The sequence below is a fragment of the Peptostreptococcus sp. genome (genome assembly GCF_977045075.1).
The window spans coordinates 12,430-29,877 of record NZ_CDRRTB010000001.1; the positions used below are offsets into that span (position 1 = coordinate 12,430).

At 38.5% G+C, this 17,448-nt stretch carries 14 protein-coding genes, 1 tRNA gene and 1 other RNA gene; 11 read left to right on the forward strand and 5 right to left on the reverse strand.

The features are described from left to right. Nucleotides 1-296: 296 nt before the first annotated feature. Together ACW6OJ_RS00075 and ACW6OJ_RS00080 are read left to right on the forward strand one after the other, a co-directional pair. Nucleotides 297-2,237 carry an aconitate hydratase gene (locus ACW6OJ_RS00075; RefSeq protein WP_456095414.1) on the forward strand — a complete coding sequence of 647 codons (1,941 nt, stop codon included), beginning with the start codon at nt 297-299 and terminating at the stop codon, nt 2,235-2,237. A 1-nt stretch (nt 2,238) separates the two neighbouring features. Next, nucleotides 2,239-3,273 carry an isocitrate/isopropylmalate dehydrogenase family protein gene (locus ACW6OJ_RS00080; protein ID WP_455104841.1) on the forward strand — a complete coding sequence of 345 codons (1,035 nt, stop codon included), beginning with the start codon at nt 2,239-2,241 and terminating at the stop codon, nt 3,271-3,273. 227 nt (nt 3,274-3,500) lie between these two features. Here ACW6OJ_RS00080 and ltrA read toward each other — a convergent pair whose 3' ends face one another. Continuing rightward, entirely contained in the window at nt 3,501-4,742 is a 1,242-nt protein-coding gene (ltrA, locus tag ACW6OJ_RS00085; protein WP_456095415.1) for a group II intron reverse transcriptase/maturase, read from the reverse strand. A 559-nt stretch (nt 4,743-5,301) separates the two neighbouring features. Then, nucleotides 5,302-6,165 carry an NAD(+)/NADH kinase gene (locus tag ACW6OJ_RS00090; protein WP_456095416.1) on the reverse strand — a complete coding sequence of 288 codons (864 nt, stop codon included), beginning with the start codon at nt 6,163-6,165 and terminating at the stop codon, nt 5,302-5,304. Between the two features lie 101 nt (nt 6,166-6,266). On the opposite strand from ACW6OJ_RS00090, the gene ACW6OJ_RS00095 reads away from it, so the two are divergent. Then, nucleotides 6,267-7,199 (forward strand): RluA family pseudouridine synthase, encoded by a 933-nt coding sequence (locus ACW6OJ_RS00095; protein ID WP_456095417.1) that lies wholly within the window; start codon nt 6,267-6,269, stop codon nt 7,197-7,199. Further along, nucleotides 7,186-8,196, forward strand: coding sequence for a nucleoid-associated protein (locus tag ACW6OJ_RS00100; RefSeq protein WP_455104843.1), 1,011 nt, complete (start codon nt 7,186-7,188; stop codon nt 8,194-8,196). The genes ACW6OJ_RS00095 and ACW6OJ_RS00100 overlap by 14 nt, the downstream gene beginning before the upstream one ends. Nucleotides 8,197-8,275: 79 nt before the next feature. On the opposite strand, the gene acpP is transcribed toward ACW6OJ_RS00100, so the two are convergent. Next, nucleotides 8,276-8,503, reverse strand: a complete 228-nt coding sequence (gene acpP, locus ACW6OJ_RS00105; protein WP_293429688.1) for an acyl carrier protein — start codon at nt 8,501-8,503, stop codon at nt 8,276-8,278. A gap of 305 nt (nt 8,504-8,808) precedes the next feature. Between acpP and ACW6OJ_RS00110 the strand changes: the two genes are divergently transcribed. The 4 genes from ACW6OJ_RS00110 (at nt 8,809) to ACW6OJ_RS00125 (ending at nt 11,844) form a co-directional block, all read left to right on the forward strand. Next, nucleotides 8,809-9,822, forward strand: a complete 1,014-nt coding sequence (locus ACW6OJ_RS00110; protein ID WP_455103793.1) for a LacI family DNA-binding transcriptional regulator — start codon at nt 8,809-8,811, stop codon at nt 9,820-9,822. A 117-nt stretch (nt 9,823-9,939) separates the two neighbouring features. Further along, nucleotides 9,940-10,125, forward strand: a non-coding RNA gene (ssrS, locus tag ACW6OJ_RS00115) — 6S RNA. A gap of 58 nt (nt 10,126-10,183) precedes the next feature. Then, the gene (gene pdxR / locus ACW6OJ_RS00120) at nt 10,184-11,587 is read left to right on the forward strand and encodes a MocR-like pyridoxine biosynthesis transcription factor PdxR (RefSeq protein WP_456095418.1); all 1,404 of its coding nucleotides are present in this window, start codon (nt 10,184-10,186) and stop codon (nt 11,585-11,587) included. Between the two features lie 56 nt (nt 11,588-11,643). After that, nucleotides 11,644-11,844 carry a DUF896 domain-containing protein gene (locus ACW6OJ_RS00125; RefSeq protein WP_293429679.1) on the forward strand — a complete coding sequence of 67 codons (201 nt, stop codon included), beginning with the start codon at nt 11,644-11,646 and terminating at the stop codon, nt 11,842-11,844. 147 nt (nt 11,845-11,991) lie between these two features. On the opposite strand, the gene ACW6OJ_RS00130 is transcribed toward ACW6OJ_RS00125, so the two are convergent. Both ACW6OJ_RS00130 and ACW6OJ_RS00135 read right to left on the reverse strand, forming a co-directional pair. Continuing rightward, a complete protein-coding gene (locus ACW6OJ_RS00130; RefSeq protein WP_456095419.1) occupies nt 11,992-12,903 on the reverse strand; it encodes a LysR substrate-binding domain-containing protein in 912 nt (303 codons plus the stop codon). A gap of 500 nt (nt 12,904-13,403) precedes the next feature. Further along, nucleotides 13,404-13,487, reverse strand: a tRNA-Leu gene (locus tag ACW6OJ_RS00135). Nucleotides 13,488-13,645: 158 nt separating this feature from the next. Here ACW6OJ_RS00135 and polA point away from each other — a divergent pair. Genes polA through ACW6OJ_RS00150 form a run of 3 tightly spaced genes read left to right on the forward strand, consistent with a single transcriptional unit; the run spans nt 13,646 to nt 17,446 of the window. After that, nucleotides 13,646-16,288, forward strand: coding sequence for a DNA polymerase I (gene polA, locus ACW6OJ_RS00140; protein WP_456095420.1), 2,643 nt, complete (start codon nt 13,646-13,648; stop codon nt 16,286-16,288). 8 nt (nt 16,289-16,296) lie between these two features. Continuing rightward, entirely contained in the window at nt 16,297-16,902 is a 606-nt protein-coding gene (gene coaE, locus ACW6OJ_RS00145; protein WP_456095421.1) for a dephospho-CoA kinase, read from the forward strand. Continuing rightward, a complete protein-coding gene (locus ACW6OJ_RS00150; RefSeq protein WP_456095422.1) occupies nt 16,886-17,446 on the forward strand; it encodes a lytic transglycosylase domain-containing protein in 561 nt (186 codons plus the stop codon). The genes coaE and ACW6OJ_RS00150 overlap by 17 nt, the downstream gene beginning before the upstream one ends. Nucleotides 17,447-17,448 lie beyond the last annotated feature (2 nt).

Here is a 17,448-nt window from a genome sequence, read left to right on the forward strand (position 1 = left end):
TCCTAGTTCATTAATTAATTATAGCATTTAATAGGACAAGGTGGCTAGTATCTTAATATATCAAGAAGCATCTTGAAAATATAAATGAATCAAGTCAACATAAAAACTGCAAAAATAGGTATATTTTTTCCGAAAAATAAGAAAAAAAGGCTTTCAAATGAAACAATAAAAAAATAAAAATCAAAAAACTTGATAAATTTCTTGATTTTGTAGGAGATTAGTCTTATAATAAAAATATAAAAATGAAAGAATACATTAAATTCTTGCATTTAATAGACGATTGGGAAGGTGATTATATGGGAAGGAATATAGTTGAAAAAATTTTGGACAAGCATTTAGTCGAAGGTGAGCTTGTAGCAGGCAGCACTGCGGGGATAAGGATTGACAGGACCCTAACGCAGGATTCTACTGGTACTATGGCATATTTACAGTTGGAGGCCATGGGAATAGACAAGGTAAAGACTAAGAGGTCTGTTGCCTATATCGACCACAACATGCTACAGCAGGGATTTGAAAATGCTGATGACCACAAGTATATACAAACAGTAGCCAACAAGTTTGGTATCTATTTTTCAAAGCCTGGTAATGGTATCTGTCACCAGGTTAATTTGGAGAGATTTTCTGTGCCTGGAGATACCCTACTAGGCTCAGATAGCCATACGCCTACAGCGGGTGGCGTAGGTATGCTAGCCATTGGTGCTGGTGGCCTGGATGTTGCCCTTGCCATGGCAGGCGAGCCATACTATATAAAGGTGCCTAGGGTGATAAAGGTCAACCTAAGGGGTAAGCTAAGCCCTATGGTTACATCTAAGGATATTATTCTAGAGGTTCTTAGGAGACAGACTGTAAAAGGTGGAGTAGGTAAGATTTATGAATACGGTGGACCAGGACTTGCAAACCTATCTGTTCCTCAGAGGGCGACCATTACAAATATGGGGGCAGAGCTAGGAGCAACTACTTCTATCTTCCCTAGTGATGACAAGACAAGAGAATACTTTATAGCTGAAGATAGGCTAGAGGACTGGATAGAGCTAGTAGCAGACCCAGACGCCAGCTATGATGAGGTTATTGATATAGACCTAGACCAGCTGGTACCTATGGTAGCTGCACCTCATAGTCCTGATAATATAAAGACATGTAAGGAAGTCGGCAGGATTAAGGTAGACCAGGTGGCCATAGGAAGCTGTACTAACTCTTCCTATGAGGACCTGATGAAGGTTTCTAAAATATTAAAGGGTAGGAAGGTTGCTGACCACGTTAGCCTAGTTATAGCTCCAGGCTCTAGACAGGTTATGGAAATGATAGCTAGGAACGGGGCCCTTGCTGATATTATTAGTTCAGGTGCAAGAATACTTGAAAATTCATGTGGACCATGTATAGGTATGGGACAGTCGCCAGGAACTGATGCAATTAGTATTAGAACTTTTAATAGGAACTTCTATGGTAGGTCAGGAACTAATTCAGCCCAGGTTTATCTGGCAAGTCCAGAGCTTGCAGCAGTTTCGGCTATCTATGGTTGCCTGATGGATCCTAGAGATGCTGACTTTGATATTGATTTTTCAGGTATCCATGTAGATCATTTCTTGATAGATGACAGTATGATTATAAGGCCTGATGAAAATCCAGCAGAAGTTGAGGTTGTTAGGGGGCCAAATATAAAGCCATTCCCACTAAATACTAAGCTAACTGACAAGCTTGAGGGCAAGATAATTATTAAGACAGAGGACAACATAACTACTGACCATATTATGCCTTCTAATGCCAAGCTACTTCCATACAGGAGTAATATACCTCATTTGGCTAATTTCTGCTTCTCTACTATAGATGAAGACTTTGCCAAGAGGGCCAAGGAAAATAAGGGAGGTTTCATAGTAGGTGGAGACAACTATGGCCAGGGATCTTCAAGAGAGCACGCAGCCCTAGCCCCACTATACCTAGGTATAAAGGGTGTAATTGCAAAGTCATTTGCTAGAATACACAAGGCTAACCTGATAAATAGTGGTATCATACCTATGGAATTTGAAAACCTAGAGGACTATGACAAGCTAGACCAGATGGATATGCTTTCTATAGATAATATCTACCAGGGCTTGAAGGATGGCAGACTAGAGGTGAAGGATGAGGAAAAGAATATCTCCTTCTTTGTAAAGGCCAGCTTCAATGACAAGGAAATAGATATGTTGATGGCTGGTGGTAAGCTAAATAGTATCAAGATGAGAAACAGTAAGGAGGCCTAGGATGTATAAGATTACTTTAATACCAGGCGATGGAATTGGACTAGAGGTTACTGCTGCCATGAAAAAGGTAGTGGAGGCCACAGGAGTAGCTATAGAATGGGAAGAGGTCATAGCGGGTGAGGCTGTTCTAGAGGAATATGGTAGTCCCCTACCAGACTATGTATTAGATAGCATAAAGAAAAATAAGATTGCCATCAAGGGACCTATTACTACGCCAGTCGGCAAGGGTTTTAGAAGTGTAAATGTCGCACTTAGAAAGGAATTAAAACTTTTTGCCAATGTAAGGCCTGTAAAAACCTTTAAGGGAATAAAGTCAAGATATGAGGACATAGACTTGACTATAATAAGAGAAAATACAGAGGACCTATATGCTGGTATAGAGCACCAGATAGGTGACTATGCTGGTGAAAGTATTAAGCTAATTACTAGGGATGCCTCTGATAGGATAGTAGACTTTGCTTGCAAGTATTTAAAAGATAATGGCTACAAGAGGTTGACTGGTGTCCATAAGGCTAATATCATGAAGATTTCAGATGGCCTATTCCTTAGGGTATTCGATGAGGTAAGCAGGAGAAATGGTATTGAAAGGCTTGAAAAGGGCGAGGCCCCTGACAGGGTATATGCAGATGATGTCATAGTAGACGCAGCAGCAATGAACCTAGTCCTTAACCCAGAAAAGTTTGATGTTTTGGTAATGCCAAACCTATATGGTGATATCCTTTCAGACCTTTGTGCGGGTCTAGTTGGTGGCCTAGGTATTATACCAAGTGCCAATATTGGAGAGGACTATGCTGTCTTTGAAGCTGTCCATGGAAGTGCACCTCAGATAGCTGGTCAGGGAATAGCAAACCCTACAGCCCTTATCCAGTCTGCCGTTATGATGTTGAGGTATATAGGAGAGCATGAGGCAGCCCTAAAGATAGAAAATGCCCTAAAGGAAGCATTTGACAAGGGTCAGGTTATAACTACTGATTTAGGTGGTAAGGCTAGTACTGATGAATTTGCAGACGAGCTATGCAGGTTGATTAAGGGCTAGTATTAATATTATAGATAGCTGGCAGGATGCTTATAGTTAAGTGCCAGGATAATTATTGAGGCAGTCGCATTATTACATAGACTTGCAAAATAGAGATAGACCCTGGGGTACATTTTCCTTCCCGTACCTGAGGGTCTATTTTTATGTCTAGATTTGTATATAAATCGAGTAGGGAGGAATTTTCCTCCCTCTCACACCACGGAGCGTGCCGTTCGGCACTCCGCGGTTCAATTCAAATAATAATCTAAACAACTAATGAGTCCTCGCTTTGCGAGGATTTCTTTTGTTATCTTGCGAAGTCCCGCTGTTTTGGCTACCGCCTGATAATGGTCTGTAAATCCTACGGATTGTCTCGCCATCCATTCTGGTACACCTAGCTTCCTTAGTACCCACATCCTTTTCTTGTTAGTTTTCCATTGTTTCCATATAACTATCCTCATACGATTACGAAGATGTTTGTCTATTTTAGTCATATTTTGTTTCATCTTACCTATCCTAAAATAGTTTATCCATCCTCTTATCACCTGATTTAGTTTCAGTATCCTGTAGTCCATAGACACTGACCACGAACGATATGTTAGTTTCTTGAGCTTTCTCTTGAATCTGTTTATTGAGTCCTTATGTGGTCTGGCTTCCCATTTTCCATTCATTTTCACAAAGCCAAATCCTAGGTACTTGAGCCTTGTTGGTTTTGTGACTTTGGATTTAGTAGCATTTACCTTAAGGCTTAGCTTCCTCTCTATCCACGATGTGACCGAATGCATCACTCTATTTGCAGCCGCACTGCTTGCAACAGTTATTATACAGTCGTCTGCATATCTAACGAAGTGCAAGCCTCGTGCTTCTAACTCTTTGTCTAGTTCATTGAGCATTATGTTACTGAGCAAAGGGGATAGGTTACCTCCTTGCGGAGTTCCTATAGTGGTTTCTTCATATTTCCCTTTTACCATAACTCCTGCTCTTAGATATTTAGTTACAAGAGATATTACATCTGGGTCTTTCACCGTTTTGCCTACTAGATACATTAGCTTGTCCTGTGGTACATTATCAAAGAACTTTTCTAGGTCAATATCCACTATGTATGTGTATCCATCATTTAGATATTCTAGTAGCTCTACTATTGCTTGTTGTGCTCTTCTACCTGGTCTAAAGCCATAACTATGTTCACTAAATTGTGGCTCGAACATTGGTGTTAGAACTTGGGCAATTGCTTGTTCTATGATTCTGTCTACTACTGTTGGAATTCCAAGATTTCGTACTCCACCGTTTGGTTTTGGTATTTCTACTCTGAGTACTGGTTGTGGTTTATATTTCCTTTTCAGGATTTTAGTTTTGATATCTATCCAGTTTTCTTTGAGGTATTTGTTAACATCTTCGATGCTTATACCATCTATGCCTCCGGCACCCTTATTGGCTTTTACCTTTTTGTATGCCATTTTCATATTTTCTCTGGATAATATTTGATTCATTAGTTGTCCCATAGATTGTCTCACTTTCCTAATTTTCTTTTGTACATATTAGCCCTAACTCCTGTGAAATGTTCACTCCGTTACGTCTTTGCTACTATATTTCTCGTCGGACTTATATACTCAGTTTGATTAAGTCATTTTGACTTTTAGAATTGTTCAGCCCTTTGCTCCATTTCCATTACAGAAACTTCCCCACTACTATGGCTTCTGCTGACTTCTCACAGTTCGTTGTTACTAGGTTTTCCCTCTGTGAGACCTCACGGGATAAGTCGTCAGTCTTTCCTCGTCTACCTGCCTAATTTACTTACATAAGTTACGTTTGCCTTTTGGACTTTGTGACTATTAGCCCACTCATCCGTTATGTAAGCCTTGATATTAGGTTTCTGTGCGTCAGGCTACGATTTCGCTATTGCTTCTTCTCGCCATCACCTCACGGTGATAACCTTGCAAGTTGCTATGAGGTTCGTCGGCAACTACGCCCTACGTGGACTTTCACCACAGACTGATGGCATGCCCGTCATACAATAAAAAAGAACCAGCCCTAAGCTGGTCCCTATATTTATATTCTTGCTTCATTCGTCTTATAGTCGTAGGTTTTTAAGAATTTCATATAAACCCTGTCCCAAAACTCATAGTCTGAAAGTCTTAGTAGCTTTACAGTTTTGTTTGCATTTCTTACATTTATTTCATAGACGTCATTGTACTTTTGTTCTTGACCGTCTACTACTGTAATAATGGTGTGCTCAGACTTGTATTCTGGCTTGATGGCTATCTCACTATCCTGACCTGGTAGGATAATGCTTGATGTAAAGCTCCTAAAGGCATTTGTACTGATGGGAGATATAGGAGTTATCTGGATAATATTTAGCCTGTTATCAACTATACTACCACCAGCAGAGTAATTGTAGGCAGTGGACCCTGTAGATGTAGACATAATCAGTCCGTCACCACTAAAGGTTTCCATATAGTTGCCATTGACGTGTAGACCCATGTGGGCAGTCCTAGATTGGTTACCCCTTACAACTAGCTCATTTATAGCATAGGTATGGTTGACCTCATCCTTGCCCTTGATATCTACTTCCAAAAGGTAGAGCTCATTGATTTCATAGGTTGAATTTAGGTAGGCATCGATAAATATATCAATTTCCTTCTCTGTAGGTAGTATTTCTGCAAAAAAACCAAGGTGGCCAGTATTTACACAGAAAAATGGTATATCAGGAAAGTTTAAATCTCTGACATTCCTTAAAAAAGACCCATCTCCCCCAATAGATATAACTAGCTCAGTATTGTCTCTAATTTCTTCGCTAGTATTAAAACCGATGGATAGGAACTTATCTATAAGTATTTTTTTTATATTCTTGGAAATTTCTAGTTCATTTGATTTAATTACAACATTTCTAGCCATATTATTCATACACCCCATCTGGGATGCCCTCCTATAATTCATTATATCATAGGCGTAAAATATGTGGTACAATATTGTAAGATAAAATCTTGTTAGAAGGACCTAAAAGAAGGGTGAAGGTGAAGGTATTGTTTATAAGGGATAGGCAAAAATGGAATAGCTTTGTTATAAGGGTAGATAGGGACCTAAAGATAAAGGACCTCCTACTTGATGACCTAAACTTTTCAGTTAGGTCTATATCAAAAATGAAGAGGGACAAGAATATATATAAAAATGGTCAAGTAGCCAAGCCAACTTCTATGGCCAAAACTGGCGATATTATAGAAATAGAGATTAAGGAAGAAAAGGCAGGATTTGTAGGCCAGGACTTGGGTGTGGCTATAGTATATGAGGACCAGGACCTAATAGTAGCTGACAAGCCACCCTTTATGGTAGTACATCCAACAAAGAGCCACTTTGAAGGAACCCTGGCAAATGCAATTAGCTACCATATTGACAGGACTGGAGAGGACTGCAGGATCAGGTTCGTCAATAGGCTTGATATGAATACATCTGGCCTGGTAGTAATAGCTAAGAATTCCTACGCCCACCACAGGTTATCCTTGGATATGGGGCAGGATAGGGTCCACAAGGAGTACCTGGCCATAGTAGAGGGCATTGTAGAGAAGGATTCTGGAACCCTGGACTTTCCTATTTATAGGGAGGCAGAGGATTCCATTAGTAGGATAGTTGATCCTAGGGGACAGAGGTCTATCACACACTTTAGGGTTTTACAAAGGCTTGATGGTGCTAGTCTTGTTAGCCTTCGTTTAGAAACTGGCAGGACCCACCAGATAAGAGTCCACCTATCACATATAGGCCATCCGATTATAGGGGATGATTTGTATGGAAGACCCGATACGAGCCTTATAGATAGGCAGGCCCTACATGCCTATAAGCTGGCCTTTGACCAGCCGAGGTTGGGTGACAAGATAGATTTAAGGGCAGGTCTACCATTAGACATGATTGCCTTGTTAGAAAAATTAGGAGGAGTTACAGATGATTATAAATAAATTTATCATACACGTTCTGGATAAGAATTCAGACTTTCCGGTTTTAAATGGGGTTGAAAACTCAATATCACCAGAAACAGATGCCTTTTATCAGAAGGTAATCAGGCGTATACTAAGGGATGAAGACCTAAGAAAGGCCAAGTTTAAGGACTATGGAGACAATGAGATAAGGGTATGTGCCGACCATATCCTTTATGATGAAGCATCCTTTGTAGTAAGCTCCCAGGCTATAGCCGGGTTAATGTTTGATGCTATGAAGATAAATGCCGAACTTGATTCCTGTGATCTGGCAGTGGTGCTGTATACCCACAAGGACCAAAAGGGGGTAGCTATTATTAAGCTAGACTACAAGAAGCTTTATACACATGAAATAGCCTATGATGAGCAGGAGAGCCTTGTTTCTATCAAGATGGTTACAAATGAAATAGGTATCCAGGATTCTCAAAAAATTACCCATGCAGCCCTGATAGGACCAAGTGGGCTGAATGACGAATGGCATCTTCAGGTATTGGACAAGCTGGCAGAAAAGCAGGAGACAGATTCTAGCTTTGTGACGGAGTTTTTGAAGGTTGAAAAGATTAAGGACGAGAAGTTTCTGACTAAGGTATTTAAGAATACTACTGAAAACTGGATTACCAATGCCTATGCTAATGATGTTAAAGAGGCAGAGAGCATTAGGAGTATCCTAAATTACAACCTCAAGGAGACTAATGATGTTGATTTGGATAAATTTATAGAAGAATCTATAAAGGATGAAGCCAGGAAGGAATCCTATAAGGAATTGATGGTTGAAAAGGGCATCGACGAGACCTTCAATATAGACAAGACCTGGGTAGAAAAAAAATTGAAGCGCAGGAGCATCAAGACAAATACTGGCTTTGATATAAAGGGATTATTGGATGATTTTGAGGATCCTATGAAGTATTCCTTCAAGCAAAATGAGGATGGTAGCTTTGATATTACTATCAAGAATGTAGAGTTTTATGAGGAAAAATAAAAAAAGGACCTTGCACCAGGTGGTGCTAGGTCTCTTTTACTTTCAATACCTATAAGTAAAGCCACTATTTAAATAGAGATTATTTATTGTTTTCTATGTACTTGACGATATCACCTATAGTTTTTATATTTTCTAGTTCGTCGTCATCAACCTTAATATCAAATTCTTCCTCTATGTTCATTATTATTTCTACAGCATCTAGGGAATCTGCATCAAGGTCTTCCTGAAGATTAGTGTCTAAATTTATAAAAGCACCATCATCAATATTTAACTGTTCAACTATGATTTCCTTGATTTTATCAAACATTATTAGCCTCCTAAAAAAAATATATGGGTTATACAGAACCCTTTATTTTACTACGATTCTTAAAGTCTAAATCGTATATATTGTATATTAATATATAATTTAGAAAAATTCAACAAAATAACATAAATTATATAAAAAAACTATATTTATTTGTAGCTTTGTTATATAATGGTTAAGTAGGGAATTGAATTTTATAGACTAATATCTTAGATTTTATTTTTTGAAACCTATATAAAATTATTCAGGTATGTGGAAAAGGTTATACCTGATTTAGCTTTATAATTTCTCGAGGAAGGAGAATTACAATGGTAGTAAAAAGACCGACAACAATAAAGGATGTTGCTAAGAAGGCAGGAGTATCTATATCTACCGTATCTAGAGTTATAAATGACTCCAAGCCAGTAACAAATGAAGTCAAGCAAAGAGTACTTGACGTGATCAAGGAAACGGGATATGTTCCTAACCCTTTGGCAAGAAGCCTGGTAACTAAGAAGAGTCAGTTAATAGGAGTCATAGTTCCTGAGGTTACTGATACTTTTGCGGCGGAAGTATTAAATGGGATTGAAGAAATTTCGAAGATGTACGATTACGATATACTTTTGGCTAATACATATTCAGAAAAAGACCTAGAGGTCAAGAATATAAACCTACTTAGGGCTAAGCAGGTAGAGGGTATAGTTATGATCAGTTGGGATATAGACAAGGACGTAGTAGGCCTATTAGAGGATTCAGGTATACCGGCTGTATACATAAGCAAGACAACAAGAGACTTTGATATATACAATGTATCCATAAATAATAATTCGGCAGTTAAGGACATGACTAATTTCTTATTGGATAGGGGCCACAAAAAGATAGCCCTACTAAACACTACATTCCAGACTAACCTTGCAGATGAGAGACTTACAGGCTATAGGGATGCTATAGTAGGTAGGGGATTAAAGGTTAATGAAGGATTTATAAAATCATGTGGGCCAACTTTCGACGATGGTTATATGGCAGTAAAGGAAATGCTAGAGTCTAAGGTGGACGTGGATGCCATCTTTGCAACTAGTGATGAGGTAGCAATAGGTGCTATAAATGCCTGTTTTGACTTAGGTTATAAGGTGCCAGAGGATATTTCGGTTGTCGGTTTCTATGACATTGAATTTTCTAAGATGTGTAGACCAAAGCTGACAACAGTTAAGCAGCCTTTATATGACATGGGGGCAGTCGCAATTAGAATGATAATAAAGATGGTTAAGGGCATAGAAATAGACGAGAAAAAGGTTGAATTACCTTATACAATTTCTGATAGGGATAGTGTAGCGACTAGGTAGGACCTGGCTTGTGATGAACTTTAAAACCGTAGTCATTGCTGGTTTTTAGCCTATAGACTTTTGGAAATAAAGATCTATTAAATCTTGCTAGTGACTATTTAAAGTGGTATAATATATTTAGATCTAGAACATACGACAAGGCTATATGTAAGTTCAACCTACATATATTATACGGGAGATTATGTTCATATATTAGTATGATAGGCCTGGACTTTTCTAGGATTTCAGAAAATGTGTGACTGATCACCCACCTGGGTGATTCCGGGTGTGAATTTAATTGGTCTACGGTGTTTTGGAAGGTAAAAGTGTTGCTTAGGCAGCACTTTTATTTTATTAAAGTTGTTTGCTTGGGGGAGACAAGATGACTCTAGAAATATACAAGTTTGATTTTGATGAGAATAATAAAAAATATATACAGGTATATAATAAGATAAAAAGCTTGATATTAGAGGGTAGGCTTGTAGGTGACGAAAAGCTACCTCCTATTAGGAAGTTGTCAGACCTACTTGGAGTCAACAGCGTGACTATTGTCAAGGCCTATGACCTACTAGAAAATGAAGGCTATTTGATAAAGAGGCAGGGAAGTGGTTCCTATGTTTCAAAGATAAAAAAGACTAGGTCAATATCTGCCAAAAGTGACCTATATAGGCTGGATACAGGCAACCCAGCTTCAGATATATTTCCCATAAATGACTTTAAAAAGGCTGTAAATATGGCCTTGGATGATGACTTGGCCAGTCTTTTTAACTATGATGATGGTAACGGGATTTATGAGCTTAAAGAGGTCATGGTGGAATATCTTGCCAAACAAAAGATAGAGGCCAGTCCTGACAATATTATTATTACATCTGGTGGTCAGCAGGGTATAGATATTATATCAAAGGGGCTACTGGGCTATACTGATGTAGTCTTTATTGAGGAACCGACCTATTCAGGTGCTATTGACCTTTTTAAGATGAGGAATACAAGGCTTATATCAATACCTCTTTTGGAGGATGGTATAGACATAGGTCTCCTAAAAATGAAGCTGGAAAAGATTAGGCCTAGGCTACTTTATCTTATGCCAAACTTCCAGAATCCTACTGGTATTTCTTATTCTGAATACAAGAAAAAAAAGCTAATAGACCTGGCAGAGGAGTATAATTTCTATATATTAGAAGATGATTTTATCAGTGATTTTAAGTTTATTTCTGAAAACCATAGGACCTTAAAGTCATATGATAAGTACAATAGGGTTATATATATAAAGAGTTTTTCCAAAATCCTAATGCCTGGACTAAGGATGGGATTGATGGTAGTGCCTACTGAACTAGTAGAAAGGACGGTAGTATCCAAGCACAATTCTGATATATCTACCTCACCCCTAATCCAAAAGTCACTATATTACTATATGTCTAAGTTTAATTGGGACAAGCATAGCTCTGATATGGAAAAAATATATACTGACAAGTTCTTGGAGACCTATAAATATATAAATAAGAAACTTGGCGGACGATTAACAATTGTTAAGAATAAGGGGGGGATTAATTTCTTCCTAGGTTTAAATAGGGGATTTTCATCTAGAAATTTTGTGAATTTCATGTATAATAAAAAGGTGGCCCTTCAGCCTGGTTATATATATTATGACCTGGATATTGAAGATAGGTTTTTTAGGATAAATATATCGATGGAGACTATGGACAGGATAAAAGAGGCCATAGATATTATCAGTGATAGTCTGGATGAATTCTACGCACTTAGTCGTATTGAGGGGAGTGGCATCTAGAATCCAGCATGATTAATCAGCATGATTAATAAAAGTAACAGAAAGGAGTTCTGAATATGGATTTAGTTAATGAATTTGATAAAAATAAGCTAGCTAGGATAAATGAGCTGGCCAAGATAGCTAAGGAAAGAGACTTGACTGAGGAAGAACTAGCAGAAAGAGCGGTACTTAGACAGGAATTCTTAGAAAACTTTAGGGCGGGCTTTAGTCAGCAGCTTAGTGGTATAAAGGTTGTCACACCAGAAGACCAGGACTAGGTCTAGCTTGCTAGTTTGAATTTGGGAACTAAGGGTTATGGTTCTATTGGAAAAATTCAGGACCAGTCCAGGAGTTTCATATTATAAGGAAAAGATAAGACCGACACAGGGACCATGATGATATGGTCTAGTGTCGGTCTTTTTTACCTAGAAGGGCTTTTCCAGATTATATAGTTCAAATACATAATTTAAGAAGGCCTTCTCTGTAGGAGATAGGAACTTCTTGTTTGAATATACCAGGTAATGGTCTGAAACCATGCTTAGATTTTCTATCCTATATATATTGAAGTTGTTGTATCTTTTTCCGTATTGGGCCAGGCCATTAGTTACAAGTGTAGACCCTATACCGGCACTCACCATTGACATGATAAGGTTATCGGAGTCTATATAGGCCCTAATATGTAGGTCCTTAGAATTTATGCCAACAGAACTAAGCTTCCTAGACAGGTAGTCCCCATCAAGACTCTCATCACTTTTCAAGATAAGTGGTAGCTTTTTGAAGCTTTCTAGGCTTACAAAGCCATCTTTATTTTCTATGTCAAGGTCTGGTGGACAGACTAGGACCAGGTCGTTTTTTGAAAACAGGGTATAGACAAGCCTATCTGACTCTGTGATAGTAGATGTGAGGCAGAGGCTGGCATCATCATTGATAAGTTCTGTAATAGCCTGGTCATGTGTCATATTTTTAAGGGTGAAGGTAGCTCCAGGAAAGAGGCGAGAAAAATTTTTGACCATTGGTGGCAGGATAGCCTCACCAGGTACACAGGTATATACTAGGTCTACATTACCCTCGATCTTACCCTGATAGTCTTTGATATCATTGATAGCCCTCTTACAGTCATTAAGTATGGCTATAGCGTGATTGAAGAGGATATAGCCAGAATCTGTCAAGGTAATTGACTTGCTATTTCTATTAAAAAGAGAGGTTTGCATCTCATTCTCTAGGTTTTGTATATGTGAACTTATGGTTGGCTGACTAAGGTATAGGTCCTTGGCAGCCTTGGAGAAACTTTGTTTTTTTGCTACGGCCACAAAGGCCTCTAGTTGTTTTATATCCATAATCTACTTGTCTCCTATCTGATATTAGCTGGCTAAGCTTGTTAAAGTGCTTAGGAATAGTATACGATAGGGATAGGTTAATTTCAAGTTGATATGGTCAAATATAAGGAGATATTTATTGTCAAGAGGCAGGGACAGAGACTTATAGCTTATGGAATGAACGATATTAATAGGGAATAGAGTGCCAGGATAATATCATAGCTATAGGAAAAAGATAAATATCATAAAAAATTCAAACTAAATGTATCTCTAATTCATACGCTTTTGTTAATATGAAGATGTAAAGATTCATATAGAATCTTTAGTGCAATAAACTATAATTATTTTTTTCAGACAGGTGGCGGACTCCCTCACATCCTCAATGCCGTCACCGCATGTATTACATATGGATGGGGCTTATGCCCCGTCCATATGTTTTTTATTGAATAAAAGATCTTATAATTGAGTAAAAGACCTTATATAAGAATAAAAAAGACACAGAATTAATCCTGTGTCTTTAGTGCCGCTGGCCGGGGTCGAACCGGCACGATATTGCTACCGCAGGATTTTGAGTCCTGTGCGTCTGCCAATTCCGCCACAGCGGCTTATGAGGTCAAATGGTTTGACTTCAGTACATAGAGTATTTTACCATATGACAGAAATAAAAACAAGAATAAAAAACCAAATTATAAAAAATATATAAGTTATTTATGGTATAATCTAATTTAGTCGTCTAGTACAAAAGAGAGGAGCGATTAATATTATGAAGAAGAATAGATTACTTTTAATCGATGGTAATTCAATAATAAATAGGGCATTTTTTGCCCTGCCACCAATGGATAATGGTCAAGGCCTGCATACTAATGCTATATATGGTTTTTTGACTATGCTATTTAAAATGATAAAGAATTATGAACCAAGTCATATATCTGTGGCCTTTGATATGAAGGCACCTACCTTTAGGCATAAGTCCTATACGGAATATAAGGCAGGCAGGAAGAAGATGCCGGGAGAGTTGGCTATGCAGCTACAACCCCTAAAGGATGTCTTAGACAAGATGAATATAGATAGGCAGGAAATAGAGGGTTACGAAGCGGATGACATACTTGGTACCCTATCTTTGGATGCTGAAAAAGAGGGCTACGAGGTCTATATAGTTACTGGAGACAGGGATGCTATACAGCTAGCCTCAGAAAAAACAAGAGTACTAATTACAAAGAAGGGTGTAGGCGAGGTTGAAGAATATGATGCTAAGGCTGTTATGGAAAGATACTCGCTAACACCTGACCAGTTTATAGACCTTAAGGGTTTAATGGGTGACAAGTCTGATAATATACCGGGTATACCTGGTATTGGTGAAAAGACTGGTATAAAGCTCCTACTTGAGTATAAGACTGTCCAGGGGGTCCTAGATAATGTCGACAAGCTAAGGGGAGCTCAAAAGAAAAAGGTAGAGGAGAATATGGAGTCTGCCCTAATGAGCAAGGACCTTGCTACAATATTTAGGAAAGTGCCTTTAGACTATTCACTAGACCAGATGGCCTTTGGTGATTTCTCTATGGAGGATTTAGTAAAAACTTTCCAGGACCTGAAATTTAATAGCCTGATCGCAAGGCTGAATGACCTAGTTGGTCAGGAGGACCAAGAACTTGATATAGACATATGTCAATTGACAGACTTCGATGGCTTTATCGACCAGGCCAAGGACAAGGGACACCTATATATGAAGATATTTAGGGCTGAGGAAAATATACTTGACAAGGCCATATATATGACATATTTGAGTCTAGAAAGTGACAAGATTTATAGGGTTCATGGTGATGATATAGTAAGACTGAAGCCTATTTTAGAGGCCGAAGAAATAGAGAAGATAGGTTATGAAATGAAAGCAGACTATGTGGCCCTTAAGCCATATGGTATAGACCTTAGAAATATGGCCTTTGATATAGCTATAGCTGAATATGTTATAGACTCTAAGACGTCTACATCATATGATATAGATAGTATTTCAAGTAAGTATATCTACAAGACTATAATGTCTAAGGAAGACCTATTGGGCAAGGGGGCCAAGGCTCTTAGCTATGACAGGGTTGAGCTTGAAAGGTTGGACCAGTATGTAGGAGGTATGCTTTCAACTATTATGGGAGCCTACCCCAAGATGAAGAAGATAATTGATGAAGACCAACTGACTATGCTTTTTTATGATGTGGAAATGCCACTGGTGGAGGTCTTGGCCGAGATGGAATACAGTGGTATATGTGTAGACAAGGGAATCCTATCTAGCCTAGCCACAGATTTTGATGAAATAATAGAAAAAACAGAAAAAAATATACATGAACTTGCAGGTGAAGACTTTAATGTAAACTCACCAAAGCAGCTAGGCCAAATACTATTTGAAAAGCTGGGTCTACCTGTAATAAAGAAGACTAAGACAGGCTATTCTACAAATGCAGAGGTATTGGAAAAGCTGAGGGACAAGCACGAGATAGTAGATATGATTACAGAATATAGGTCTGTAGTAAAGCTTAAGTCTACCTATGTAGATGGTATTGAGGCCTTGGTTAATGAAAAGGATGGAAGGATACATTCATCCTTCAACCAAACTATAACTACTACGGGAAGAATATCCTCTACAGATCCTAACATGCAGAATATACCTGTAAAAACGGATATGGGTAGGCAGATCAGAAAGGTTTTTATTGCCGATGACTCTATGAGTCTAGTGGATGCCGACTATTCTCAGGTAGAGCTGAGAGTCTTGGCCCATATGAGCCAGGACCCTCATATGATTGAGGCCTTCAATAGTGGTGAAGACATTCATAGGAAGACGGCATCACAGGTTTTCAATGTAGATTTTGATCAGGTGACACCGGAATTGAGGTCTGCTGCCAAGGCAGTAAACTTCGGTATAATATACGGTAAAAGTGATTTTGGGCTTGCCCAGGACCTTAATATAAGTCAAAAAAAGGCCAAGGAATATATAGAAAGCTATTTCAATAAGTATGAAACCATCAAGGCCTTCATGGATCATATAGTTTCAGATGCAGAAGAAAAGGGCTATTCTACAACCATGTTTAATAGGCGCAGGTATATACCTGAGATCAAGTCTAGTAACTTTGTGGAGAAAAATAGGGGTAAGAGGGCTGCAATGAATGCCCCAATACAGGGTAGTGCAGCCGACATTATAAAGATTGCCATGGTAAATGTATACAACAGGCTAAAGGAACAGGGTCTAAAATCAAGGCTTATCCTCCAGGTACACGATGAGTTGATAGTGGAGGCTACAGGAGATGAGCTAGACCAGGTTGAAGTCTTACTTAGGGAAGAAATGGAAAACGCAGTAAACCTTAAGGTTGATTTGAAGGTTGACTTAAATACAGGCAAGTCATGGTATGAGACTAAGTAGGTGACAGTATGTTTGTAATGGGCTTGACTGGAAATATTAGCTGTGGCAAGAGTAGTGTTTCAAAGATGCTAGCATCAAGAGGTGCCATCATAGTAGATGCGGACCTCCTATCGAGGGAAATATACGAATATGATAATGTCCTGGAGGAAATGAAGCTTAGCTTCCCAGAGGCCCTTGTCAATGGAAAGGTAGATAGAAGGGTTCTAGCTGGAATAGTTTTTTCAGACAAGGCTAGGCTTGAAGACCTAAATAGGATTTCACATAAGAAAATATATGAATTGGTCTGCCAGTCCCTAGATAGAAATAGGGACAGAGACCTTGTTGTCATAGATGCGGCCCTTCTTTTAGAGGCCAAGTTTGACTCCTTGGCTGACAAGGTGGTCCTTGTCTACTGTAATGAAAAGGTCCAGCTAGACCGACTAATGAAGAGGGATTCCATATCTTCGGAGGATGCCCTAAAGAGGATAAGGAGTCAGATGAGCCAGGAGGACAAGAAAAAAATGGCAGACTACCTTATTGATAACTCTGGTGATTTAGAGGTGCTAGAAAATGAGGTTGAAAAGTTAATAAAAGAAATTAGAAAGTGGAAGTGTGAAGGTGAAATTAAGGAATAAAATGGTTAATAGGGGTTTGCTTGCCCTAATACTTGTATTTATAGTGCTTATACTTGCCCTAATAAACCGTGAAAATATAGAAAAAATATTTTATCCTACCAAGTATTCTCAATATGTCGAGAAATATTCTTCTGAATATGGTGTTGATAAATACCTGGTTTATAGTATAATAAAAACTGAGAGTAAGTTTCATACAAGAGCTATTTCTTCTAAAAATGCCAAGGGTCTAATGCAGATCACAGATATTACTGCTGATTGGGGACGAGAAGAGCTTGGGATTGGAAGTATAGACATATATGATCCTGAAACCAATATTAATATAGGTGTCTGGTACCTGGGTAAGCTACAGAAGGAATTTAAGGGTAATTACAAGCTCATTATCGCAGCCTATAATGGGGGCTCTGGTAATGTAAGGAAGTGGTTGAAGTCTACTGATTATAGTAAGGATGGTAGGAACTTAGCCAATATACCTTTTGCAGAAACATCCAAGTATACAGAGAAGGTTTTGGATAATTACAAAAGGTACAAGGACTTGTATAGGTAATT